This is a genomic window from Lentzea terrae, assembly GCF_003265345.1.
GTDB classification, from domain to species: Bacteria; Actinomycetota; Actinomycetes; order Mycobacteriales; family Pseudonocardiaceae; genus Lentzea; species Lentzea terrae.
This window is the reverse complement of the sequence record NZ_QFWW01000021.1, coordinates 260,751-282,085: the sequence shown is the minus strand read 5'-3', so window position 1 is coordinate 282,085 and position 21,335 is coordinate 260,751. Positions and strand designations below refer to the sequence as shown.

Here is a 21,335-nt window from a genome sequence, read left to right as displayed (position 1 = left end):
CATCAGACCACAGCCACCTGCCGTATTTCCACGACGCACGCCGGGAGAGGGATGCGCTTGACCCGTTCCACCGCCTCCTCCCGGCTGCGGACGTCGATCAGCCAGTACCCGGTCACCCCGAACGCGTGCGGCACGAGGTCGCCGGAGTCGAGCAGCACACCCGCGCGCAGCAACGCGTCGGTGTGCAGTGCTGCCAACGGTTTCGGGCTTCGGACGAACACCATGAACCGCACCGGGCCTCCTCGTTCTGCATCTCCCCTTGCAGAGACGTCGAACGAGGAGGTGCCGAAATCGACGCCGATGATCAGCGGTTGAACAGTTCTTCGAGCGCGACGGCGACGCCGTCCTCCTGGTTGGTGAGCGTGCGCCGGTCCGCGACGGCGAGCACCGCCTCGTGGGCGTTGCCCATGGCGTAGCCGACGCCGGCCCAGCGCAGGATCGCCAGGTCGTTGGGCATGTCGCCGAACGCCACGACGTCGTGCGCCGCGATACCGCGTTCGGCGCACAGGGCCGTGACCGCGGTGGCCTTGCCCACGCCGAGCGCGCTGACCTCCAGCAGGCCGTGGCCGCCGGAGTGGGTGAACTGGGCTTCGCCGCGCGCGACGGCCTCGGCCGCGGCGACCATGAAGTCCGCGCTGTGGTGCCGCGAGTACGCCAGCAATTTCACGAACGGCACGGTCCACAGGTCGTCCAGCACCGCGACCGGCGTCTCGGCGGCGGCGTCTTCCGGCATCCGCAGCACGTATGAGGGCTCGTACCGGACGTGGTGCCCGGTCTCGACGCCGAACCCGACCGATGGCACCGCTTCCCGCAGCGCGGCCGCCACCCGTCGGGCGGCGGCCACACCGAGTGGACGGGAACTGACGACCGAGCGTGTCGCGATGTCGTAGACGATGGCGCCGTTGCTGCACACCGCCGTGCCCACGAGGTCGGTGGCCAGCGCGTCGACGAACCGCGGCGGCCGCGCAGTCACGAACACGACCTCGGCGCCCGCTTCGGTGGCGATCCGCAACGCGTTGAGCGTGCGTCGGGACAACGTCAGGTCGTCGCGCAGCAGCGTGCCGTCGAGGTCGGTCGCGATGAGCTTCACCCGGTCATTCTGCGATGAAGTCGGCCCGATGATCACGCGCCCACTGCGCGAACGTCCGGTACGGCTTGCCGGTCACCGCTTCGAAGTCCGGCGACACCACGAACTCGTAGTCGCTGAAGTCGTCCGTGTCGCCACCCTCGTAGCCGCCCAGGCCGAGGATGTAGCGGGCGATCTCCTCCGGCCAGCCGACGCTCACGTAGTAGGCGAGCGCCTCCTCCACCGTGACGTCGACGAACCTCAGCTCGCGGCCGAGCACCTCACCGAGTGCCGCGGCCATCTCCCGTTGGGTGAGCTGCGGCGGGCCGGTCAGGTTGTAGGCCTTGCCCGCGTGCCCGTCCTCCAGCAGTGCCTTGACCGCCACCTCGGCGATGTCGGCCTCGTGGATCGGCTGGCCGGGCGCGTCGGGTTCGGGGTGCACGATCGTGCCGTCCGCGCGGATCGACGGCCCCCACAGGTCGATCTTGTTGACCGCGAACTCGCCGGGTCGCAGGTGGGTCCACTCGACGCCGGACGCTTCGACGGCCTGTTCGACCGGCAGGTGGTGGGTGGTGTCGTAGCCCCAGGTCACAGCGCCCGACGACAGTGTCACGATCCTGCGCACGCCCGCTTTCACCGCGCGGTCGACGACTTCCTGCGCTGTGGGCGGGTGCACGAACAGGTACAGCTTCTCCACACCCTCGAACGGGATGCTCGCCGGGTCGTCGAGGTCGCCTCGCACGACCTCCGCCGGCAGATCTGCCTTGTCCGGGTTGCGGGTCATCGCCCGGACGCCGGCCTGGCCCGCCAGCCCGCGCACCACCAGCCGGCCGACGTGGCCCGTCGCGCCGGTCACCAGGATCGTCATCGCATGCCCCCTTCGATTCCGTCCAGCAGTTTCTCGAGCCCGTAGTCGAAGCCGCTGCGCATGTTGTCGGCGATCGTGGTCTCGGTGTGATAGGCGTTGGCGTTCCACAGGTTCGTCATGGTCGGGTAGCGCTCGACGTCGAAGTAGTCCTCCCAGAACACCTGCCGCGCGCCCCACCACGAGTCACTGGACTCGCCGGTCGTCTCCTCCAGTTGTCGATCGTCCACTTCGGACGACGCCGCGCCGTGGACGAACCCCTCGACCGCCACGTGCGCCACCGTCACCTGTTTCGGTTCGAGACCGGAGTCCGCGAGTGCGGCCAGCACGAACTCCTGGCCGTCCATCAGGCCGGGTCCGAGCGGCGGGCGGACCATCGACACGTCACGCATCCACGGATGTGCTTGGTAGACCGCGCGTGTGCGGTCCGCGTAGTGCTTGATGCGCTCACGCCACGTGCCGGCGGGCGTGAGATCGCGTTCCTGCAGCACGGCGTCAGTCATCAGATCGATGAGCTCGCCCTTGCCGGGGACGTGCGTGTAGAGCGACATCGTCCCGACGGACAGTTCCTGCGCCACGCGCGCCATCGACATGGCGCCGAGACCTTCGCGGTCGGCCACCGCGATCGCCGCGACGACGATCTGGTCGACGCTCACCTTGGGCTTCCTGCCGACCGGTTTCGGCTCCGCCGGTCTGCGCCAGAGCAACGCGAGCGTCCTGACCGGGTCTCCCCCGCCGCTGCGTTCGGTGGCCATCCGTCCACCCCATTTCCGTAGGCCATACGGAAACAATACCGTACGACGTACGGAAATGGTGGGTCAGTTGACGCGCAGGCCTCTTTCCACTGATCAGACCGGACGTTGCGGGCGCTCGCCTGGAGGGTCGCCGCCGTCGAGCTGGCGCAGCACGCCGAGGTCGTCCCGGACTGCCCAGTGCTCGGCCAGCTTGCCGTCGCGCACGCGGAAGATGTGCACCGCCTCGGCGACGATGCGCCGTCCCGTCGGCTCGCGGCCGGCGAACTGAGGGAACTCGCTGCCGATGTGCGTGCCCGAGCTGGTGAACCAGATCATCACCAGGCCGTCGCCGCTGGTGACGGCGTGCACCTCGTAGGTCAGGTCGGCGAAGCTGCGTGCCAGCCAGCCGCGCACGACACCCATCATGTCGGTGCCCCGGAGGCCGCTCACGTGGTCGTGGAAGTCCGGGGTGAAAGCCTCGTCGAGGATGGACTCGTCGCCCGTGGCCAGGTAGTCGACGTAGCGGACACCAGTTCGGAATCGGTCGGCCTGCCCGGATGTCGCGGGCCGCGCAGGGGCCGTTACTCCGCGTTCCGGTTGTTGTACCAGATGACGTGGACGCTGGTCGGGGTCTCTTTGCGCAGGTCCGCACACACCTCATGGGCCACGACGAGGCCGATCCGCCGGCACCAGTGCTCGGAGCGCGGCACGTAGCCACGCGACGCGAGGTGCGCGCGCATCACCTCGGGAGCGCGGTCGCCGGTCGCGTCGAGCGTGCGCCAGCAGTGCCCGGAGCCGCACCCGGCGTCGCCCTCGACGACCTGCAGTGCGGCCGGACCGGGCAGCACGCCTTCGTCGCGGGGCTTGCTCTCCGAGTTCATGATCCCCAGGAAGGCGGCGCCCGCGAACCCGAGAACCACATAGCCGGCGATCGAGAAGCCGCTGACCAACGTCGGGGCCGGCCGCGCAGCACGCTCCACCGCCAGGCCCACGACCGACAACACCGCGGCCATCACCGAGTAGACCCAGTAGATCTCCAGCGCCGACGGCACCCACGGCCCGGTCCATCCGAGGCCGCGCGGCACCACGAACCACACCAGCAGTGCCAGGATGGCTGCCCCGACGACGATCCCGGTCCGCCACGAGCGAGCCAGCGCGCACCACGTCGCGATGGGGAACAGGCCGAACAGGTTGGCATCCCTGGACGTCGCGACCACCAGAAATCCCAGCACGACGAGGATGCCCCGCCACAACCGCTCACGCGGGTCGTTGATCCACACCCGCCCAGTATGCGGAAACGCCGCCCCTGGGGACGGCGTTTCCTCGTGGTGGTGGGAGCTGGACTCAGGACCGCCAGGCCAGCGTGGTCAGCATGTCCTTGCCGCGCTCGGCGCTGCGCGGGTGGCTGAGCACGTCGTAGCGACCGGCGACGAGCTGGGTGGTCGAGGCGAAGTCGCGGCGGCCGCGCTGGGCGGAGTAGCGGATCGCGGCGCCGGCCAGGCCGAAGACCGTACCGACGACCAGGCCCGTGACGATCGGGGCGAGGGCGCCGCCGGTGGAGAACAGGCCCAGCAGCAGACCGACGAACAGACCGAACCAGGCACCCGACGCGGCACCGGCGCCGAGGACGCGACCCCAGGTCAGGCGGCCCGTGACGCGTTCGACGATCATCGGCTCGATACCCACGATGGTGACGTCGGCGACCGGGAAGTCGTTGTCCGCCAGGTGGTCGACGGCTCGCTGCGCCTCTTCGTAGGTCGCGTAGGAACCGATCGGCCAGCCGGTGGGCGGCGTGGGCAGTGCGTTGACGCCAGTGGGATTGGCCCCGGCGGTGAACGGAGTCGCGGTGGTCATTGTGCAACACCTCCGATATGCGATCCCCTTATGTCTGTTACTACGAATTAGCTCCCACAGGTGTTCCCGAAGTTGAGCTGATGTGACTCAGCTCCCTCTCGGTAAGCGTGATGTCCAGCGATTCCAACGCTTCCGCGAGGTTTTCAACCTGAGAATTCTCAGGTTTCGCACCCGCGCGCTCGAAAGTGAGCGAATTGCCGACCAGACGACGGCTCAGGCCCGGTTCGAGGCGCATGACGACGAGCTGGCGGCTGAACGGCGACCGCTCGTGCGTGGCGACGTAGTAGTTGGCCGCCAGGTAGTCGACGGGCAGCTGCTCGACGTCGGGCTCGAACGCGTGCTGCAGCACCCAGCCGTCCGCTGTCTCCTTCTCCAGCACCCACCGGCCTTCGGAGCTGCGCAGGCGGTGCGGCCAGCCGGCCTGGTCCACAACCGCGCCGTCGACCAGCGGCATCGGGTGCAGCATCCCGGCGCCGAAACCGACGTCGACGAGGTGGTCGTCCACGATGGACATGAAGTGCGTGCGCGGCCCGGTCATCACCCGGCTCATCCGCCGCCGGACCTCGTACCCGAGACGTTCCAGCACGGCCGTGAACAGCAGCTGGTGCTCGTAGCAGTAACCACCGCGACGACGACCGACCAGCTTGGCCTGGATGTCGGCGAGGTCCAACGACGGTACGAGACCGAGCATCACGTCGATGTTCTCGAACGGAATGGCGCGCACGTGCGCCTCGTGCAGCTCGGTGAGAGAGCTCGACGCCGACGCTCCCGTGCGCGCGAAATACGCGTCGAGGTCCACCAAGTCCGTTTGCCACGTACCGCTCACGCTGACTGCCATTCCTCTCTGGTCAGCACGTACTCGACTTCGCCGTGCTCGCTGCCGGGCAGCGGCTCGTCCCAGTCGACGTGGAACGTGCGGACGTGCCGCAACCCGCACTTCTCCATGACGCGGCGCGACCCGGCGTTGACGAACATCGTGGTGGCGACGACCTTCTGCACACCACCGGTCGTGAAGCCGCGGTCGATCAGCGCCTTGCCGCCCTCGGTGGCGTACCCGAGGCCCCAGAACGCGCGGTGCAACCGATAGCCGAGCTCGACCGCGCCGTCGCCGACGGGCTTGAACTCGAACCAGCCGACGAACCGGCCGGACTCCTTCTCGTGCGCCGCGTAGAAGCTGTCGGTGAGGAAGTGCTCGACCGGCTCGGGGTCGAGGAACCGCATGACCTCGGGGTCGGCGTGCAGCACGTTCAGTTCATCCACATCGGACGGATCCAACGGGCGCAGCGTCAGGCGTTCGGTTTCCACGCGGGTCACCTCCGCACGTGTCGATGTCCAGCAGCGGGAAACGCGGGCGGTGCGGCCGGGAGCAACTCGTCCAGGACGAAGCCGCACTTGACCGCGACCCGGCACGACGCGTCGTTACCGACCGCGTGGAACAGGCCCAGCTCAGTGAAGTTCTGGATGTCCAACGCCCACGACGACACCGTGTCCACTGCGCGAGCGGCGACTCCCTGCCCGCGGGCGTGCGCGGCGGTCCAATAACCGACCTCGGCCGTTGCTTTCACCACGACGTGACCCAGTGGCGAATCATCGTCGGCGGTGACGGCGAAGCTGAACCGGGTCGCGCTCGCCCAACCGTCGGCCTGCGCGTCGAGCCACTGCCTGGCCTCGGGTTCGCCGGCCAGCGAGGTGGCCAGCCACCGGCGCAACAGCGGATCGCGGTGCGCCGCCACGAGCGCCGGCAGATCGTCCTGCCGCCACGGTCGCAGTCGCAACGCGGGCGCGCTTTCGGTGGGCGGCACGGTCAAGGTCACGGCCATGGCAGCATTCTCTACCGCGTGGGCTTGATCGTCTCCAGGACCGTGCCCTTGGCGTCCCTGATCACCACGCGCCCGTCCTCGTTCAGCGGCGCAGCCAGCACGAACGTGCCGTTGCCGAGCACCGCGGGCACGTCGGCGGCACTCGGCGCGGTGTAGGTCACCGACGCGACGCGCGGGTCGAGCAGCAGGCCGGCGGCGGCGAGTTTCGAGCTGCTGGAGCCGCCGCCCTCCATCGGGGTGAAGTCGTAGAACGCGCGGATCGCCGCCACAGTCGCGCCGTCGAGGATGTCCATCCCGTCGGGGTCGCGCAGGTCGTAGACCGAGCCGCGCAAGGGGCCGCCGTCGTCCAGGCAGTACACCATCAGATCGTTGAAGCGGCCGAGCATGATCGTGCCGGTGGCACTGACCTTGACCGTGACGCCGAGCGCGAACTGGCCGGGATCGGGGATCGCCCGGTCGGTCAGGCACCCGGCGAACCGCTGCGCCTCAGGGCTGGTGCGGTCGGCGGGTGGCAGCGGCCGGTCGACGACGGACTGGACCGGCTTCGGCACCCCGCGCAGGGCGAAGCTGTAACCGTTGGCCAGCGCCTGCGAGCCGTTCTCGGCCTTGGTGTAGCCGCTCGGGGCGAGGAACAGGCCGCCGACCAGTGCGGGTGATGTGTTGTGCCAGCCCTTGTCGCCAATTCGGGACAGGCTGAGGAGCTTGACGTCCGGCGACGCGAGGCCCGCGATCGTGCCGGTCGGCGTGGTGAACAGGATCTTCACCTGGCGCATGCCCGTCTCGAGCTTGGTGTCGTCGGGTGCGGAGATCGTGGTGGTGGTCGCGGTGTTCGCGCAAAAGAACACGCCGGTCGAGCTTCGGAACGCGGTGAGCGTGGTGCCGTTCTTGCGGCTGGTCGCGATCGTCTGCCACTCGGCGGCCGGCGGATGGGCCTTCGCGGCGTCGAGGCAGCGGGCCAGCGCTTCGGGGTGCACGGTGCCGGGCTCGACGTGGTTGACGACGGCGCGATCCTTGCCGACGAACTCGCCGTTGTGCTGGTAAGAGGGGTCCGCGAGCTCGGCGTCACCGCCAGTGAGGGCCTGTCCAGCGAAGACGGCGCCCGCGGCCAGGAGGCTGACTCCGGCGGCGATCAAAGCCGGCGTGCGGTTGCTCGCGGCGGGGTCCATGCCCTCGGCAAGGCGGCGGCGGGCTCGGAGTCGGATGTCGTCGGGCAGGGTGCGGTGCTCGGGCAGCTGGTCGATCACTGGGTGTCCTCGGTGCTCAGGTGGCGCAGGTGGGCGCGGGTGCGGGAGACGCGGGCTCGGACACTCGACTCGGTGATGCCCAGCAACGTGGCGGCGTCGGCGGTGGACACGTCGCCGAGCAGGCAGAGCTGGGCGATCTCGCGTTCGGACCGCGGCAGCTTCGCGATGGCGGCCACGACCTCGGCGAGGCGGCGTTGGGCGTCAGTGCGGGCGGCGACCTCGTCGGCGTGGTCGCGCTCGTCCTGCGGCGCCAGCCTGCCGACCAGCCGCAGCGCTCTGCGGGACGCGCGCCACTCGGTGCGGGCGCGGTTCGCCGTGACGGTGTAGAGCCAGGGCAGGGCGGAGTCGCGGACCAGCCGGGCCTCGCCGCGCTTGCGCCAGGCGGTCAGGAACGTCGCCGACAGCAGGTCTTCTGCCTGTGACCAGGAGGCGGTGAGCCGGTAGGCGTAGTTCCACACCGCTTCGGCGTGACGTTCGAACAGCTCGGCGAACGCGGCGTGGTCGCCTTCCGCGATCAGGTCCCACAGGTGCGCGTCCGGCGGCGGACCGACGTCCGCGCGCTCGGTCGTCTCAATCATCACACTCCGCCTGGCGCCGTCACCGGCCAGTGTGCTGCGTGACGTGGGTCACTGCATACCGGGGAGTACGCCCTCGTCGCAGGCGTGGATGAACGCGATGGCAAGATCGTGGCGTGCCGATCGAGCAGCAGCAGTCCGGCAGTGCAGAGCCGGAGACCCAGGTGTTGGCGAAGATCATGATCGAGGAACCGACCGTGCCGGCCACAGCTCCAGCGACGCCGGCCGCACAGCCAGCTCCGACGACGCCCGAGAAGCCGGCGCCCGCACGCCGGCCGAAGTCGCTGACCCGGCGGATCGCCCGGCGCATCCTCGGCCCGACTCTGATGACGAAGAAATAGCCTCAGCCGGCTACCGGTCGGGGACCTGACCGATCCCGCCGCAGACGCGGCAGGCGGTCCGGTCCTCGTTGAGCCCAGAACCAAGGCAACGGCTGCACTCCTTCACAAAGGATCAGTGTGCGCCTCTACTCCGAGTGGACGCAGCCGCCAAGCAGGGACCCTCCCGGCAATAATGGGTGACCCCCACTGTTCACGCTCGGTGATCAGGCCGGAGTGGACGGTCCGGCCGGAATCTCGTTGGCACGGGCCGCATTGCCTGCGACAACACCTGGGACGATGCCGCCGCGGTCACCGTGCGGAAGCTTCCACCAGCCGGAGCAGCCGCGCGGGCACGGGTGCGACATCTCGTGCAGCACAAGCCCTTCCGGGCCGGGAACGGGTTGCTGCCACGACATGGTTCCCGAGCCCGCACAGAGCAGGCAGGTGTCTTCTTCGCACTCCACGCAAGGTAATTACTCCACACGGGACACTGAGGGCAATCGCTGAATCGAGGGGAGATCACCGATGACAGTCGCGGTCGTGACGGGAGCGGGTTCCGGCGTGGGTCGTGCGGCGGCACGCACCCTGCTGGCAGCGGGTTTCCAGGTGGCGCTGGCCGGGCGGCGCGAGGACGCGTTGCGGGAAACCGCCGGAGGCTCCGACGCCTTGGTCGTACCAACCGATGTGTCGCGTGAGGACTCGGTGGTCGCGCTGTTCGAAGCGGTCGTCGAACGGTGGGGCCGCGTGGACGTGCTGTTCAACAACGCGGGCACGAACGTCCGCGCCACGCCGATCGAGGAGTTCAGCCTCAGCGCATGGGAGAAGGTCGTCGGCGTGAACCTGACGGGCGCGTTCCTGTGCGCGCGTGAGGCGTTCAAGGTGATGAAGACCCACGGCGGCGGCCGGATCATCAACAACGGCTCGATCTCGGCGTCGATGCCGCGCCCGCACGCGGTGGCGTACAACGCGACCAAGCACGCGATGACCGGGCTGACCAAGACGCTGTCGTTGGAGGGGCGCGCGTACAACATCGCGTGCGGGCAGATCGACATCGGCAACGCGGCGACGGAGATGACCGCCCGCATGGGTCAGGGCGTGCTGCAGGCGAACTTCGAGACGAAGCCGGAGCCGACGTTCGACGTGCAGCACGTGGCCGACGCGGTGCTGTACCAGGCTCAGTTGCCGCTCAACGCCAACGTGCAGTTCATGACCGTGATGGCCACGACCATGCCTTACATCGGCAGGGGTTGAGCCTGGTAGAGGCCGCCTCCGCGTTCCAGCAGCCCCAGGTCCACGAGGTAGCGGCGGATGGTCACGTGGTCCAGCTCTCCCCCGTCGCACCACGCCTGCAGCCGCTCGTTGATCTCCTTCTCCTCGTAGTACGTCCGAGCCTCGAAAGCCTTCGACGCGACGTGCTCGAGGATCTTGCGGCGGCGTTCGTGTGCGACCGGCAGCGAGATCAGCTTGTCGCCGCGCACGAACGGCGCGAGCCCGTCCGCGGGCATCGACTCGGTGAGCGTGGCGGCGAGCGGCTTCAGATCGGCCGGCCGGGCCGGGTCGCCTTCGACCAGCCCGGCCTCGCGCAGCTTCATCAGCGCGATGCCGGCGTCCTTGACCTTGAGTCCGGACGCGGCGGCGATGTCGGCCAGTGTTCCCGCGCCGAGGACGACCGCGGCGAAAGCCCGCAGCCTCGTCGGTTCGGCCAGCACGCGCACAACGGATTCCGGAGTGGTCATGTCTGCGACCGTAACCACGCCGTCCACCACTTTTCAGCGCGACGGGGCGCCCTGCCAGTCCTTCATCGGCCCACCAGCCCTTCGGTCATCGTGTCGAGCAGGTAGGCGTCGAAGTCGGGCTCGTCGGGCTCCAGCACGTGCCGCACCCACGCGTCGCGTTCGTGCGACAGCGGCGGCAGCTCCCACACGCAGCCGATGAGGTCCTTCGGGATGACGCTGAAGTGCGTGAGGTCCGGGTCGGTGGAGCCGAGGAACGGCTGGTCACCGGACACGGCGGTGCGGCAGTGCAGGACGTTGTCCCAGACCCAGTTGTAGGCGTTGAGGTACATCCCCGCCGCGCTGCGGTGCAGCACCGTGACGGTGGCGGGCGGGGTCGGGTCGGCGAAGTCCGGGTAGATCGTCGGCAGGAACGCGCAGGCGGCCGCGCGGATGTCGTCGGTGATCTCGAGGCCGGGTGTGACGACCTCGTAGCGCTTGACGTGCCTGCCCGCGATGACCAGCGGCTCGCGCACGGTCATCTGCTTCTCGTAGAAAGCCATGCGTCGAACATATGAGCTATCCCTGACAACCTGTGGCAGTGTCTTGGCATGCGTGCGAGCCGGTTGGTGTCCTTGCTGCTGCTGTTGCAGACGAAGGGGCGCATGACCGCGCAGGCGTTGGCCGACGAGCTGGAGGTGTCGGTCCGCACGATCTACCGCGATGTGGAGTCGCTGCACGCGGCCGGGGTGCCCCTGTACGGCGACGCGGGCCCGCAAGGCGGCTACCAGCTGCTCGACGGCTACCGCACGCGGTTGACGGGCCTGACCGAGCAGGAGGCGGAGTCGCTGTTCCTGGCCGGGCTGCCGGGACCCGCCGCGGACCTGGGGCTCGGCGAGGCGGTGTCGGCGGCGCAGCTCAAGCTGATGGCGGCGCTGCCGTCGTCGATGCGGGACCGGGCCTCGCGCATGGCGGAGCGGTTCCACCTGGACGCGCCTGCCTGGTACTACGACCCGGAGCGCTCACCGTTCCTGGAGGTCGTGGCGGACGCGGTGTGGCGTTCGCGGTTGCTGGAGGTCTCCTACCGGCGGTGGCAGGCGCCAGAAGAGGTGACGAAGGTGCTGCGGCCGTTGGGACTCGTCCTGAAGGCCGGGCGCTGGTACCTGGTGGCGCGCGGTTCGTCGCGGATCTCCACCTACCGGGTGTCGCAGATGCAGGCGGTGACGGCGCTGGACGAGTCGTTCGAGCGGCCGCCGGGGTTCGACCTGGCGGCGCACTGGACGGCGTCGCTGGAGGAGTTCCAGGCGCGGCAGTACACCGGTGAGGCGGTGCTCCGGTTGTCCGCGCAGGGCTTCGAGTCGTTCTCGTCCAACGTGCTGCCGGTGGTGGCGCGGGCGGCCGAGGAGTCCGCTGTGGACGATGACGGCCGGGTGCGCGTGACGATCCCCATCGAGTCGATCGGGCACGCGACAGGGATGCTGCTGCGGATGGGCGGCGAGGTCGAGGTGCTGGCGCCGGCGGAACTGCGCGAGCGGGTCACCGAGTCGGTGCGGCAGTTGGCCGCGATCTACCAGGTCAGCTGACGCCGAACCGCGCGAGGCGGTGCCACAGGTGCTTCACGACCTGGGGCGGTGCGTCGGCGTCGTCGAGCATGCTCGGGTCGATGAACCCATCCCGCGCGATCCGCAGTCCCAACGCGACGGACTCCGGGCTGCGGTAGTCCGCGTGGCGCAGCAGCTGCTCGGTGGAGAGCCGGAAACCGGAGTGCCGCTCCACCGGGCACGGCAGCTCGACGTCCGGAAAGCTCGGGTCGAGCACGACGGCCTCGACGTCGTCCAGCGTGACCGGCCCGTGCACGTGCGCCTCGATGTAGTTGTCGAGCGGGTCCAGGTCGTCGGCCTCGGCGAGCTCGATCAACGCGAACCGGCGGGCGGTGCCGAAGTCGACGGGATCGAAGACGCTGTCCGGGTAGCAGAACGTCGTGCGATCCAGCACCTCTGCAGAGAGCCGCAGGTGTGCTGAGCCGAACCGTGGCGCCCCGCCGTGCGGCAGCTTGCGGTGGTTGAGCGCGCCGTACTTGGGCCGGGAGGCTGGGGGCGCGTGGTCGTAGGCGCCGCCGAAGAGCCGGCTCTCCCACTCCCCGCGGGCGCCGCCGGGGTGTGCGGTGAGGCCGCCGTTGCTGGTGCCGGTCTCGAACTGCGACCGGTAGACGCCCTCTTCGGCGAGACGGGCGAGCACGCCGCGGCCGGGGTGGAAGTTGAGCGTGACGCGCAGGTCACGGGGCAGCGGGCCGCCGGCTGAGCGCGCATCGACGTGTGCGATGGCCTGCTCAAACGGCACGGGCGAGCTCCCGGTCGTGCACCTTCGACAACGTCAGCAGCCCGACGATCGCGCCCAGCAACGCCATGAACATGTCCCACTGGGTGTCCCACACGTCGCCTTGGGTGCCGAGGAAGTCCTCCGCCGCCGAGCCACCCAGCACGGCCGACGCCCATTCGAGCATCTCGTAGGTGGCGCTGAACGCCAGGCAGACGGAGACGACGAACAGGAACAGCCAGCCGCCCGGCCGCACCGGGGTCTTGCGCAGCAGCACCTCGCGGGCCAGCAGGGCCGGCACGAAGCCCTGGACGAAGTGGGCGAACCGGTCGTAGTGGTTGCGGGCGAGGTCGAACAGGTCCTGGACCCAGAAGCCCACCGGCACGCGGGCGTAGGTGTAGTGGCCGCCGAGGATCAGCACCAGCGCGTGGACGAAGATCAGGCGGTAGAGCAGGGGTGTGAGCGGGAAACGCCGGTAGGTCGGGATGAGGATGGCCGCGCCGATCACGACCGGAGCCACCTCCAGGTACCAGGTGGTCCGGTCGTGGGGGGCGATGCCCGACACGACCAGGGCGGCCGAAGTCAGGGCGAGCAGGATCAGCGGTTCGGTGGCGGAACGCTCATAGGTCACGGATCACCTTGCAGGGGTTGCCGACCGCGAGGACGCGCGGCGGGATGTCGCGCGTCACGACGCTGCCCGCGCCGATCACGGCATTGTCGCCGATCGTCACGCCCGCGCACACGATGACGCCGCCGCCGAGCCACACGTTGTCGCCGATGGTGATGGGTGCGGCGGTCTCGAAGCGCTGTCGACGGGCCTCGTGGTCCTCAATGGGGTGCAGGGCGGTGAGCAGCTGCGCGCGCGGGCCGATGGAGACGTCGTCGCCGATGGTGATCGGCGCGCAGTCCATCAGGATGGCGTCGTAGTTGAGGAAGCTGTTGGAGCCCAGGTGGATCTGGTAGCCGTAGTCGCACTGGAACCGCGGCATGACCCACGAGCCCTCGCCGACGGAGCCGAAGAGCTTCTGGATGACCGCGTGGAAACGGGTGGCGTTGAACTCGTCCACCAGCCGTTGCGCGGCCAGCCGCTCGGCGACCAGCTCGGGGTCGGAGTCCTTGTAGAGCTGGCCGGTCATCATCTTCTGCTTCTCGGTGATCACCCTTCGAGAGTGCCCGAACGCAGCAGCGCGCGTGCTCTCTTCGCGGCGATCTCCATCAACGCGGTGAGGTCCGCGGCGTCGAAGCCGGGTGGTGGTTCGACCGCGAGCACCACAGGTGTGGTGGTCGGAAGGCCTGGCCGAGCGGGCAGTTGACCTGCGGGTTCGTGCGAAACCACCACAGGTGTTCTGGCGCCGACGGGTCCCGCGACGCGAATCCGCAGCGCGTCGAGGAGTTCCTGTTCCGGTTTTCCCCTGAGCAGCAGGAGGACGAACGGGTCGGCGTCGAGCAGCCAGCCGACCTGGAACGCGAGCGCGGCCGCGTGCCGGCACGGCGTCAGTTCCCAGTCGTCGCAGTCGCAGTCGGGTTCGAGGTCGCCGATGCCGGGCAGCAGGTCCACACCGGACTCTTCGGCGGCCTCGACCAGCGAGCGCGGCATGTCGTTGTCCAGCAGCGCCGCGATGTGGCCGGCGTGTTCGGCGACGCGGTCGAGGAACCGTCCCCATTGGACTTCCGTGAGCACGGGGACGTGGACGGTGGTGTTGTAGAGCGTGTCGTCGTCGTGCACCTGGGCGTGCAGGCGTCCTGGGCTGACGGTGATCGGGCCGACGACGCCGGCGTGGGCGTAGCGGCGGCCGAGGCGGATCAGGCTCTGGTCGAGGGCGGTGTCCTCGAGGGCCTTGACCCAGGCCTTGCCCCACCACGTCGTGGCGACGCGGCGTTTCACCTTGGGGAACGCGGCGAATCCGCGTGCGGTCATCTACAGGCTCCTCAGCTGGACCAGTTCGGCGAGTTCGGCGTCGGTGAGCTCGGTGAACGCGGCCTCTCCCCCGTGCAGGACGGCGTCGGCGAGATCGCGCTTGTCCTGCAGGAGCGCGGCGATGCGTTCCTCGACGGTGCCTTCGGTGACGAGCTTGTGCACCTGCACGGGCTGGGTCTGGCCGATGCGGTAGGCGCGGTCGGTGGCCTGGTCCTCGACGGCGGGGTTCCACCAGCGGTCGAAGTGGATCACGTGGTCGGCCCTGGTGAGGTTGAGGCCGGTGCCGGCGGCTTTCAGCGACAGCAGGAAGACCGGTGCCCGGCCCTGCTGGAAGTCGTCGACCATCTGCTCGCGCTGCGGGACCGGGGTGCCGCCGTGCAGGAACCTGGTGGGCTGCTTGATGTGCTGTTCGAGCAGCCGGGCCATGCCGACGTACTGGGTGAAGATCAGCGCCGAACCGTCCTCGGCGACGATCGTGTCGAGCAGTTCGTCGAGCAGGTCGAGCTTGCCGGACGTGCCCTGCAGGGTGGCGTGGCCGAGGTAGTGCGACGGGTGGTTGCAGATCTGCTTGAGGCCGGTGAGCAGTTTCAGCACCAGGCCGCGGCGCGCGATGCCGTCGCTGCCGGCGATCTGGTCGAGGATCTCCCTGGTCAGCGCCTCGTACAACGCGGCCTGTTCGGTGGTGAGCGAGACGGGCAGGTCGGTCTCGGTCTTGGCGGGCAGTTCGGGGGCGACGCCGGGGTCGGACTTGCGGCGGCGCAGCAGGAACGGCTTCACGACCTTGGCGAGGGTGTCGTCGGGTTCGGGCCAGCGGGTGCGGAACGCGCGGTGCGTACCGAGCAACCCCGGTGTCGTCCAGTCCAGGATGGACCACAGCTCGGACAGCGAGTTCTCCACCGGAGTACCGGACAACGCCACCCGCGCGCCCGCGGGGATCGAGCGGAGTGCTTTGGCGGTGCCGGAGTGCGGGTTCTTGATGTGCTGGGCTTCGTCGGCGACGACCATGCCCCACTCGTGGTTCCGCAACGCCTCGGCGTCGAGGCGCATGGTGCCGTAGGTGGTCAGCACGACGCCGTCGTCGGCGAGGGTCCGTTGTGGACCGTGGTAGCGGGTGACGCGGGTGCCGGGGGCGAACCGGTGGATCTCGCGTTCCCAGTTGCCCAGCAGGGAGGCGGGGCAGACGACGAGCGCGGGTTCCTGGCGACGGTGCAGGTGCAGGGCGATGAGCGTGATGGTCTTGCCGAGTCCCATGTCGTCGGCGAGGCAGGCGCCGAGGCCGAGGTCGAGCATGTGGGCGAGCCAGCGCAGGCCGTGCAGCTGGTAGTCGCGCAGGGTCGCCTGCAGGCCCGCGGGTGCCGGGATCTCCGGGACGGTCGTGATCGCGGTGGTGAGGCTGTGCGGGGCGACGTCGACGTGTTCGCCGTCGACGACCGCCGTGCCGGTGAGGGCGGCGGTCACGGCTTGGACGGCGGTGATCGGGCTGAGCTGCTGGCGGGCCTTCTGCTTGAGCTTCGGGTCGACGAGCACCCACTGGTCGCGCAGCTTCACGACCGGGCGGCTGGCTTCGGCGATGACGTCCATCTCGGCGTCGGTGAGCTCTTCGTCGCCGAGCGCGAGCTGCCAGTTGAACTCCAGCAGGTCGTTGGCCTTGAACTTGCCGCTGGCCTCGCCGATGACGGCCTTTGCGGACAACGAGGTGGCGAGGTTCTTGGGCCAGTGCACCTCGATGTCGGTGCCGAGGAGTTCGGTGACCTCGTCGTCGGTGAGCGCGGCCTGGTCGAGCAGGCGCTGCAGCGGTGGCCAGGTGGCGCGGCCGATCGCCCGGATGGCGTCGAGCTCACGCCCGGATCCGCGCACGTCCTGGGGATAGGGGTCGGTGATGCCGCGGACCTGCACGATCGCGCGGAACCGCAGGTCGTCGGTGGTTTCTATGCGCAGGGACAGCTTGATCTGCTCGTCCGCCCACGGTTTCAGCTCCGGCACGTGGCAGGGTTCGGCGGCCGCGAACGGGCCTTCCGCCCCACCTCGTGGCAGCACGTCCGCCACCGCGTCCAGGAACGCGCGCAGCTCGTCGTAGTCGCCGTGGGCCGCGAGCTGCCGCAGGTGCAGTTCATCCGCGTGGTCGAGCGGCCCGATCCGCCAGGTGTCGCGGCCGTCTTCGGTCACGCTCGGCACGATGCGGCCGCGTGCGACGAGGTTGAGCGCCGTCGCGGTGGCCACTCCCCAGTAACCGGAGTCGTTCAGCGCGTCAGGTAGTGCATCGAACAGGGATTTTCCACTCAGCTCGCCGAACATACTATGTACCGTACACCATACGGTACGGTAGGGTCACGTTCGTGATCGAACACACGGGCAGCGGTGACCCGGCGCGCACGCTGGCGTTGCTGTGGCGGACCCAGGAGCGGGTGTCCCGCAAGGGCAAGCCCGACCTGAGCGTGGACCGGATCGTGCAGGCGGGCATCGCGCTGGCCGACGCCGACGGGCTCAAGGCGCTGTCGATGCGCCGCGTGGCCGAGTCGCTGGGCGTGGGGACGATGTCGCTCTACACCTACGTACCAGGCAAGGGCGAGCTCATCGACGTCATGGTCGACACGGTGCAGGCCGTGACCGGACGTGCCCTCGCCGACGGCTGGCGGGAGCACCTGACGTACGTGGCGCGGGAGAACCTGGCCCTGTACCGGCGGCATCCGTGGTTGTTGCAGGTGGCGCCGTCGCGCACGGTCCTGGGCCCGCAGGTGGCGGCGAAGTACGACTTCGAACTGCGCGGACTGGAGGGCATCGGGCTGTCCGACGTCGAGATGGACTCGGTGCTGAACCTGGTGCTCGGGCACGTGCAGAACTCGGCGCGCGGCCTGACCGCGGCGGCGCTGACCGAGCAGGAGACCGGGCTGACCGACCAGCAGTGGTGGGACGCGGCGGCGCCGGTGCTGATGACGGTGTTCGACCCGGCCCGCTTCCCCGTGGCGGCACGGGTCGGCGGCGCGGTCGGCGAGGCGCACCAGAGCGCGTTCAGCCCGGAGCACTCGTTCGAGTTCGGCCTGGAGATGATCCTGGACGGCATCGCCCGCCTGATCACGTCGCGCACCTAGGCTCGGCGCCGTGCATCACAGTCGACTGTTCGGGATCTTCATCGACACACCGGTCGCACAAGCCGGCTCGGCAGCGAGCTTCTGGTCCGCCGCGCTGGGGGTCCCGGCGCGTCCGGTGGCGGGCGAGGAGCAGTTCACGGCACTGGACGGCGCCCTGCCGGGCTTGACCGTCGACATCCAGGCGGTCGACGACGCGCCGCGCTATCACGTCGACATCGAGACCGACGACGTCGAGGCGGAGGTCGCCCGGCTGACGGCCCTGGGCGCGGAGCCGGTCTCGCGCTGGCTGGACTGCCACACGTTGCGCGCGCCCGGCGGTCACCTGCTCTGCGTGGTACCTGTGCACAGCGATCCCGAGACGTTTCGCAGGCTCGCCCGAACCTGGCCGTGAGCCGCTCAGCGGTTACGGCTCAGTGACACCTCGCGGGATGCGTCGTTAATTCCCACGCGGTGCCGCACGGGTGCCTACAGTTACGCCACGCCGATCAACTTGGCACCGGGAGGCCCGCTCGTGGTGATCGACTCGCAGCCGCGGCAGGCGCTCGTGCGCCGGGTCACCGGTCTCGCGCGGTCGACACCGGGCCGGCTGAGCCTGATCATCGTCGTGCTCGTGCTGGCGAGCCTGGCCAGCGGCTGGCTGACGACGTGGAGCGTCAACCGGCAGGAACGGGCGCTCGACGACCTGGCGACGCGGTCGGAGCCGCTCTCGCACGCGGCGCAGGAGGTCTACCGGGCGCTGCAGGACGCGGACGCCACGGCGGCGAGCGCGTTCCTGTCCGGCGGGCTGGAGCCGCCTGCGCTGCGGGAACGCTACGAGGCGGACATCGCGCAGGCCCAGGCCGCGCTGTCGGTGGCGACCGCCTCCTCCCCGGACCTGACGGCGACGCTCGCGGCTCAGCTGCCGGTCTACACGGGACTGATCGAGACGGCGCGGACGAACAACCGGCAGGGTTTCCCGGTCGGCGCGGCGTATCTGCGCGAGGCCTCCGGGTTGATGCGCACGCAGCTGCTTCCGGCGGCGCAGGAGCTGTATCGGGCGGAGACTGACCGGGTGGCGCGGGCGCAGGACGAGGCGGACTTCCCGTGGGTGTCGGTGGGGGTGGCGCTGGCGTTCGTGATCGCGCTGGTGCTCACGCAGCGTTATCTGACCCGCAAGACGAACCGGCTGCTCAACATCGGGCTGCTGGTGGCGACGACCGCGGCCACCATCTCCCTGCTGTGGGTCACCACGGTGTCGGTGCTGGTGATGAACGACGTGGGTGACTCGCGCACGGCGTCGGCGAAGGTCGACGTGCTGGCCAAAGCCCGGATCGCGACCCTGACCGCCCGCGGTGAGGAGACGTTGACGCTGGTCGCGCGGGGTGCGGGCCAGGCGTACGAGAAGAACTTCGTCGAGGTCTCCGAACGGCTGGAGGCGGATCTCGACCAGGCGATGCGGCTGGAGAGCAGCGAGGCCGTCGACCAGGCGATGCGGCACTTCCGGCAGTGGCAGCAGGTGCACCAACGCATCCGCGAGGCCGACGACGCCGGGCAGTACAACGACGCGGTGGCGTTGATCAACAACCCGTACTTCGACTCGCTGGACCAGGACCTGGTGCGGGCGATCGGCGAGGCGCGGCAGGACTTCAGCGACGAGGTGACGGTGGCGCGGTCGTCGCTCGCGGGCACGGTGGTCGGGGTGCTGGTGCTGGCGGTGATCAGCGCAGTGGGATCGACGATGGGGTTGTGGCAGCGGCTCAAGGAGTACCGTTGACTTCCCTCCCACGCCTAGAACTGCAGGCGGGAAGTTCCGACCCTCGCGGGACGGGTTTCCTGCTTCACCGGCGACTGCCTTCCTGGCTTGTGCCAGGTTGGTCTTACGTCCCCTCCACAGGCAGCGACCGCCAGCCCGGCGGCGAGGATGTTACGGGCAGCATTGATGTCGCGATCGTGCACTGTCCCGCAGGAACACGTCCATTCGCGGTCGGACAGCGTCAGCTGATCGAGCGAGCGACCGCACATCGAGCATTTCTTGCTGCTCGGGCACCAGCGATCGGCCACGAGGACGTCTCGTCCGTACCACTCCGCCTTGTACTCGAGCATCGAGCGGAGTGTCGCCCAACTCGCGTCACTGATCGCACGCGCCAGTCGCCGGTTGCTCAGCATGTTCCGCACGGCCAAGTCTTCGATCACGATCGTTTGGTTGTCACGAACGAGGCGAGTGGTGACCTTGTGCAGGTAGTCGCGACGACGGTCGGCGATCCTGGCGTGGACTCGGGCGACTCGTTGCCGAGCCTTGAGCCGATTCTTCGATCCCCTCTGCTTGCGCGCCAGCGCACGCTGCGCGCGTGCCAGCCGGTGCCTGTCGCGCTCACCATGTCGCGGATTGGCCGTCTTCTCTCCGGTCGACAGCGTGATGAGTGCGCTCAGCCCGGCGTCCACGCCGACCCGCCCTTCCGCGGGCGGCAGCGTGGCGACGGCGGACTCCGTCAAGATCGAGACATGCCAGCGACCGGCGGGATCGCGGGAAACGGTGACTGTCGACGGATCGGCGCCTTCAGGCAATGGCCGCGACCACACGATCAGCAGCGGCTGGCTCATCTTGGCCAGCGTCAGCTTGCCGTCCAGCCACCGGAACGCGGAACGCGTGTACTCGGCGGAGGAGATTCCTCGCTTGCGAGCCTTGAATCGCGGGTGCCGCGCACGCTTGTGCCAGAACGCCGTGAACGCTGCCTGGAGGTGCCGCAGACATTGCTGCAACGGCACAGACAGGCTAGCGAACACCCGAATGCAGAGCACCACTCGGTCGGTTCTGGTGCCAACCGACTTCCCCGCAATGCGGGAGCCGGGAGAACGCACCGTTGGGAGTACCGATGAGGCGACTGACACTCGCAGCGGTGATGCTGCTCAGCGCGTGTTCGGCCGGTCCGGCACCGAGCGAGATCATCCCGCGCACCGCTCCGGTACCGCAGCCGGCCGGCGCGAGCACGGTCACGGCCGCCCCGAGCAGTACTGCGGGCCCCTCACCGTCCTGCGACGCGACGGCGAGCCTGCGGCCGGGTCCGCTGCCGGCGGCGGGTCAGATGCCGCCGGGTTCGACCATGGAACGGATCCTCCAGCGCGGCCGGTTGATCGCGGGTGTGGACCAGAACTCGTACCTGATGGGGTTCCGCAACTCGTTCACCGGCGAACTGGAGGGCTTCGACGTCGACGTGGCGCGGCAGATCGCGAAGGCCATCTTCGGCGACGAGAAGAAGATCCAGTTCAAGGTGGTCACCTCGGCGGAACGGATCGGGGTGCTGAAGAGCGGTGACGTCGACGTCGTCGTGCGGACCATGACGGTGACCTGCGACCGGCTGAAGGACGTGGACTTCTCCCAGGTCTACTACCAGGCGGGGCAGCGGGTGCTGACGCGGCGCAACTCCGGCATCACGGGCGTGGAGAGCCTCGCGGACAAGAAGGTGTGCGTGGCGTCGGGGTCGACGTCGCTGAACAACGTCGTGAACCGGGTGAAGACGACGGTGAGCGTGCCGAACTGGACGGACTGCCTGGTGATGCTGCAGCAGGGGCAGACGGACGCGATCTCCACCGACGACACGATCCTGGCGGGCCTGGCGGCGCAGGACCCGTACACCGAGGTGGTAGGGGCGCGGTTCACCGAGGAGCCGTACGGGGTGGGCATCCCGAAGGGTCAGGAGGACCTGGTCCGGTTCGTCAACGGTGTGCTGGAGCGGATGCGCACCGACGGTTCGTGGAGCGGGATCTACCGGCGCTGGCTGAACACGCTGGGTCCGGCACCAGCGCCGCCCGTCGCTCGTTATCGGGACTAGGGAGGGGTCGCGA

Annotated in this window: 28 protein-coding genes; 7 read left to right on the top strand and 21 right to left on the bottom strand. The window is 69.3% G+C overall.

All coding sequences use genetic code 11. The annotated features are described in order from the left end of the window. Positions 1 to 2: 2 nt before the first annotated feature. From DI276_RS26660 to DI276_RS26605, 12 genes are all read right to left on the bottom strand, one after another. Entirely contained in the window at positions 3 to 233 is a 231-nt protein-coding gene (locus tag DI276_RS26660) for a YciI family protein (RefSeq protein ID WP_112268126.1), read from the bottom strand. A 71-nt stretch (positions 234 to 304) separates the two neighbouring features. Beyond that, entirely contained in the window at positions 305 to 1,090 is a 786-nt protein-coding gene (locus DI276_RS26655; protein WP_198680923.1) for an HAD-IIB family hydrolase, read from the bottom strand. A 4-nt stretch (positions 1,091 to 1,094) separates the two neighbouring features. Then, entirely contained in the window at positions 1,095 to 1,934 is an 840-nt protein-coding gene (locus DI276_RS26650; protein WP_112268124.1) for an NAD(P)H-binding protein, read from the bottom strand. After that, positions 1,931 to 2,686, bottom strand: a complete 756-nt coding sequence (locus tag DI276_RS26645) for a TetR/AcrR family transcriptional regulator (protein ID WP_112268122.1) — start codon at positions 2,684 to 2,686, stop codon at positions 1,931 to 1,933. The genes DI276_RS26650 and DI276_RS26645 overlap by 4 nt, the downstream gene beginning before the upstream one ends. Before the next feature lie 93 nt (positions 2,687 to 2,779). After that, positions 2,780 to 3,319 carry an ester cyclase gene (locus tag DI276_RS26640; protein ID WP_112268113.1) on the bottom strand — a complete coding sequence of 180 codons (540 nt, stop codon included), beginning with the start codon at positions 3,317 to 3,319 and terminating at the stop codon, positions 2,780 to 2,782. Next, the gene (locus DI276_RS26635; RefSeq protein ID WP_112268111.1) at positions 3,247 to 3,945 is read right to left on the bottom strand and encodes a hypothetical protein; all 699 of its coding nucleotides are present in this window, start codon (positions 3,943 to 3,945) and stop codon (positions 3,247 to 3,249) included. Before DI276_RS26635 ends, DI276_RS26640 begins: the two co-directional genes overlap by 73 nt. A 64-nt stretch (positions 3,946 to 4,009) precedes the next feature. Further along, positions 4,010 to 4,519, bottom strand: a complete 510-nt coding sequence (locus DI276_RS26630; protein WP_112268109.1) for a general stress protein — start codon at positions 4,517 to 4,519, stop codon at positions 4,010 to 4,012. Between the two features lie 40 nt (positions 4,520 to 4,559). After that, complete coding sequence (locus DI276_RS26625) at positions 4,560 to 5,345, bottom strand: arylamine N-acetyltransferase family protein (protein ID WP_232836932.1); 786 nt, start codon at positions 5,343 to 5,345, stop codon at positions 4,560 to 4,562. Then, the gene (locus tag DI276_RS26620; RefSeq protein ID WP_332874710.1) at positions 5,342 to 5,824 is read right to left on the bottom strand and encodes a GNAT family N-acetyltransferase; all 483 of its coding nucleotides are present in this window, start codon (positions 5,822 to 5,824) and stop codon (positions 5,342 to 5,344) included. The genes DI276_RS26625 and DI276_RS26620 overlap by 4 nt, the downstream gene beginning before the upstream one ends. A 5-nt stretch (positions 5,825 to 5,829) precedes the next feature. Beyond that, on the bottom strand, positions 5,830 to 6,339 hold the full coding sequence (locus DI276_RS26615; RefSeq protein ID WP_112268103.1) for a GNAT family N-acetyltransferase: 510 nt from the start codon (positions 6,337 to 6,339) through the stop codon (positions 5,830 to 5,832). An 11-nt stretch (positions 6,340 to 6,350) separates the two neighbouring features. Next, positions 6,351 to 7,583, bottom strand: a complete 1,233-nt coding sequence (locus DI276_RS26610; protein WP_112268101.1) for a hypothetical protein — start codon at positions 7,581 to 7,583, stop codon at positions 6,351 to 6,353. Continuing rightward, positions 7,580 to 8,161, bottom strand: a complete 582-nt coding sequence (locus DI276_RS26605) for an RNA polymerase sigma factor (protein WP_112268099.1) — start codon at positions 8,159 to 8,161, stop codon at positions 7,580 to 7,582. The genes DI276_RS26610 and DI276_RS26605 overlap by 4 nt, the downstream gene beginning before the upstream one ends. 113 nt (positions 8,162 to 8,274) lie before the next feature. On the opposite strand from DI276_RS26605, the gene DI276_RS26600 reads away from it, so the two are divergent. Continuing rightward, positions 8,275 to 8,499, top strand: a complete 225-nt coding sequence (locus tag DI276_RS26600; RefSeq protein WP_112268097.1) for a hypothetical protein — start codon at positions 8,275 to 8,277, stop codon at positions 8,497 to 8,499. A gap of 203 nt (positions 8,500 to 8,702) precedes the next feature. Here DI276_RS26600 and DI276_RS50240 read toward each other — a convergent pair whose 3' ends face one another. Beyond that, positions 8,703 to 8,942, bottom strand: a complete 240-nt coding sequence (locus DI276_RS50240; protein ID WP_157984961.1) for a hypothetical protein — start codon at positions 8,940 to 8,942, stop codon at positions 8,703 to 8,705. 61 nt (positions 8,943 to 9,003) lie between these two features. On the opposite strand from DI276_RS50240, the gene DI276_RS26595 reads away from it, so the two are divergent. Continuing rightward, complete coding sequence (locus DI276_RS26595) at positions 9,004 to 9,729, top strand: SDR family oxidoreductase (protein ID WP_112268095.1); 726 nt, start codon at positions 9,004 to 9,006, stop codon at positions 9,727 to 9,729. On the opposite strand, the gene DI276_RS26590 is transcribed toward DI276_RS26595, so the two are convergent. Together DI276_RS26590 and DI276_RS26585 are read right to left on the bottom strand one after the other, a co-directional pair. Continuing rightward, positions 9,711 to 10,214 carry a DUF2087 domain-containing protein gene (locus DI276_RS26590; RefSeq protein ID WP_157984960.1) on the bottom strand — a complete coding sequence of 168 codons (504 nt, stop codon included), beginning with the start codon at positions 10,212 to 10,214 and terminating at the stop codon, positions 9,711 to 9,713. The two genes, DI276_RS26595 and DI276_RS26590, sit on opposite strands and share 19 nt — an antisense overlap. A gap of 62 nt (positions 10,215 to 10,276) precedes the next feature. Continuing rightward, entirely contained in the window at positions 10,277 to 10,753 is a 477-nt protein-coding gene (locus DI276_RS26585) for a hypothetical protein (protein ID WP_112268091.1), read from the bottom strand. A 48-nt stretch (positions 10,754 to 10,801) separates the two neighbouring features. Between DI276_RS26585 and DI276_RS26580 the strand changes: the two genes are divergently transcribed. Further along, complete coding sequence (locus DI276_RS26580) at positions 10,802 to 11,773, top strand: helix-turn-helix transcriptional regulator (RefSeq protein WP_112268089.1); 972 nt, start codon at positions 10,802 to 10,804, stop codon at positions 11,771 to 11,773. Here DI276_RS26580 and DI276_RS26575 read toward each other — a convergent pair. From DI276_RS26575 to DI276_RS26555, 5 genes are read right to left on the bottom strand one after another with little or no spacing between them, the layout of a single operon-like run. Next, entirely contained in the window at positions 11,766 to 12,530 is a 765-nt protein-coding gene (locus DI276_RS26575) for a DUF3626 domain-containing protein (protein WP_112268087.1), read from the bottom strand. The two genes, DI276_RS26580 and DI276_RS26575, sit on opposite strands and share 8 nt — an antisense overlap. Then, on the bottom strand, positions 12,520 to 13,137 hold the full coding sequence (locus DI276_RS26570; protein ID WP_232836931.1) for a DUF2238 domain-containing protein: 618 nt from the start codon (positions 13,135 to 13,137) through the stop codon (positions 12,520 to 12,522). The genes DI276_RS26575 and DI276_RS26570 overlap by 11 nt, the downstream gene beginning before the upstream one ends. Then, a complete protein-coding gene (locus tag DI276_RS26565; protein WP_198680927.1) occupies positions 13,127 to 13,645 on the bottom strand; it encodes a sugar O-acetyltransferase in 519 nt (172 codons plus the stop codon). The genes DI276_RS26570 and DI276_RS26565 overlap by 11 nt, the downstream gene beginning before the upstream one ends. A 17-nt stretch (positions 13,646 to 13,662) precedes the next feature. Further along, positions 13,663 to 14,424: an SWIM zinc finger family protein gene (locus tag DI276_RS26560; protein WP_112268083.1), complete on the bottom strand. Its 762-nt coding sequence runs from the start codon at positions 14,422 to 14,424 to the stop codon at positions 13,663 to 13,665. Next, the gene (locus tag DI276_RS26555; protein WP_112268081.1) at positions 14,425 to 16,719 is read right to left on the bottom strand and encodes a DEAD/DEAH box helicase; all 2,295 of its coding nucleotides are present in this window, start codon (positions 16,717 to 16,719) and stop codon (positions 14,425 to 14,427) included. Between the two features lie 41 nt (positions 16,720 to 16,760). Here DI276_RS26555 and DI276_RS26550 point away from each other — a divergent pair, with 41 nt between their 5' ends. The 3 genes from DI276_RS26550 to DI276_RS26540 all read left to right on the top strand — a co-directional run bounded on the left by DI276_RS26550 (position 16,761) and on the right by DI276_RS26540 (position 19,266). Further along, entirely contained in the window at positions 16,761 to 17,513 is a 753-nt protein-coding gene (locus DI276_RS26550) for a TetR/AcrR family transcriptional regulator (protein WP_198680922.1), read from the top strand. A 10-nt stretch (positions 17,514 to 17,523) separates the two neighbouring features. Further along, positions 17,524 to 17,904 (top strand): VOC family protein, encoded by a 381-nt coding sequence (locus DI276_RS26545; protein WP_198680921.1) that lies wholly within the window; start codon positions 17,524 to 17,526, stop codon positions 17,902 to 17,904. Between the two features lie 120 nt (positions 17,905 to 18,024). Continuing rightward, complete coding sequence (locus DI276_RS26540) at positions 18,025 to 19,266, top strand: hypothetical protein (protein WP_232836930.1); 1,242 nt, start codon at positions 18,025 to 18,027, stop codon at positions 19,264 to 19,266. Between the two features lie 14 nt (positions 19,267 to 19,280). Here DI276_RS26540 and DI276_RS26535 read toward each other — a convergent pair whose 3' ends face one another. Further along, entirely contained in the window at positions 19,281 to 20,258 is a 978-nt protein-coding gene (locus DI276_RS26535) for an RNA-guided endonuclease InsQ/TnpB family protein (RefSeq protein WP_112268079.1), read from the bottom strand. A gap of 107 nt (positions 20,259 to 20,365) precedes the next feature. Here DI276_RS26535 and DI276_RS26530 point away from each other — a divergent pair, with 107 nt between their 5' ends. Next, positions 20,366 to 21,322 carry a glutamate ABC transporter substrate-binding protein gene (locus tag DI276_RS26530; protein WP_112268077.1) on the top strand — a complete coding sequence of 319 codons (957 nt, stop codon included), beginning with the start codon at positions 20,366 to 20,368 and terminating at the stop codon, positions 21,320 to 21,322. The last annotated feature ends 13 nt before the right edge of the window (positions 21,323 to 21,335 follow it).

Excerpts from the sequence above, each read along its gene's own strand:
- DI276_RS26650 (WP_112268124.1), bottom strand. The coding sequence starts at position 1,934 with ATGACGATCCTGGTGACCGGCGCGACGGGCCACGTCGGCCGGCTGGTG.
- DI276_RS26645 (WP_112268122.1), bottom strand. The coding sequence starts at position 2,686 with ATGGCCACCGAACGCAGCGGCGGGGGAGACCCGGTCAGGACGCTCGCG.
- DI276_RS26630 (WP_112268109.1), bottom strand. The coding sequence starts at position 4,519 with ATGACCACCGCGACTCCGTTCACCGCCGGGGCCAATCCCACTGGCGTC.
- DI276_RS26615 (WP_112268103.1), bottom strand. The coding sequence starts at position 6,339 with ATGGCCGTGACCTTGACCGTGCCGCCCACCGAAAGCGCGCCCGCGTTG.
- DI276_RS26605 (WP_112268099.1), bottom strand. The coding sequence starts at position 8,161 with ATGATTGAGACGACCGAGCGCGCGGACGTCGGTCCGCCGCCGGACGCG.
- DI276_RS26595 (WP_112268095.1), top strand. The coding sequence starts at position 9,004 with ATGACAGTCGCGGTCGTGACGGGAGCGGGTTCCGGCGTGGGTCGTGCG.
- DI276_RS26590 (WP_157984960.1), bottom strand. The coding sequence starts at position 10,214 with ATGACCACTCCGGAATCCGTTGTGCGCGTGCTGGCCGAACCGACGAGG.
- DI276_RS26585 (WP_112268091.1), bottom strand. The coding sequence starts at position 10,753 with ATGGCTTTCTACGAGAAGCAGATGACCGTGCGCGAGCCGCTGGTCATC.
- DI276_RS26580 (WP_112268089.1), top strand. The coding sequence starts at position 10,802 with ATGCGTGCGAGCCGGTTGGTGTCCTTGCTGCTGCTGTTGCAGACGAAG.
- DI276_RS26565 (WP_198680927.1), bottom strand. The coding sequence starts at position 13,645 with ATGATGACCGGCCAGCTCTACAAGGACTCCGACCCCGAGCTGGTCGCC.
- DI276_RS26560 (WP_112268083.1), bottom strand. The coding sequence starts at position 14,424 with ATGACCGCACGCGGATTCGCCGCGTTCCCCAAGGTGAAACGCCGCGTC.
- DI276_RS26555 (WP_112268081.1), bottom strand. The coding sequence starts at position 16,719 with ATGTTCGGCGAGCTGAGTGGAAAATCCCTGTTCGATGCACTACCTGAC.
- DI276_RS26530 (WP_112268077.1), top strand. The coding sequence starts at position 20,366 with ATGAGGCGACTGACACTCGCAGCGGTGATGCTGCTCAGCGCGTGTTCG.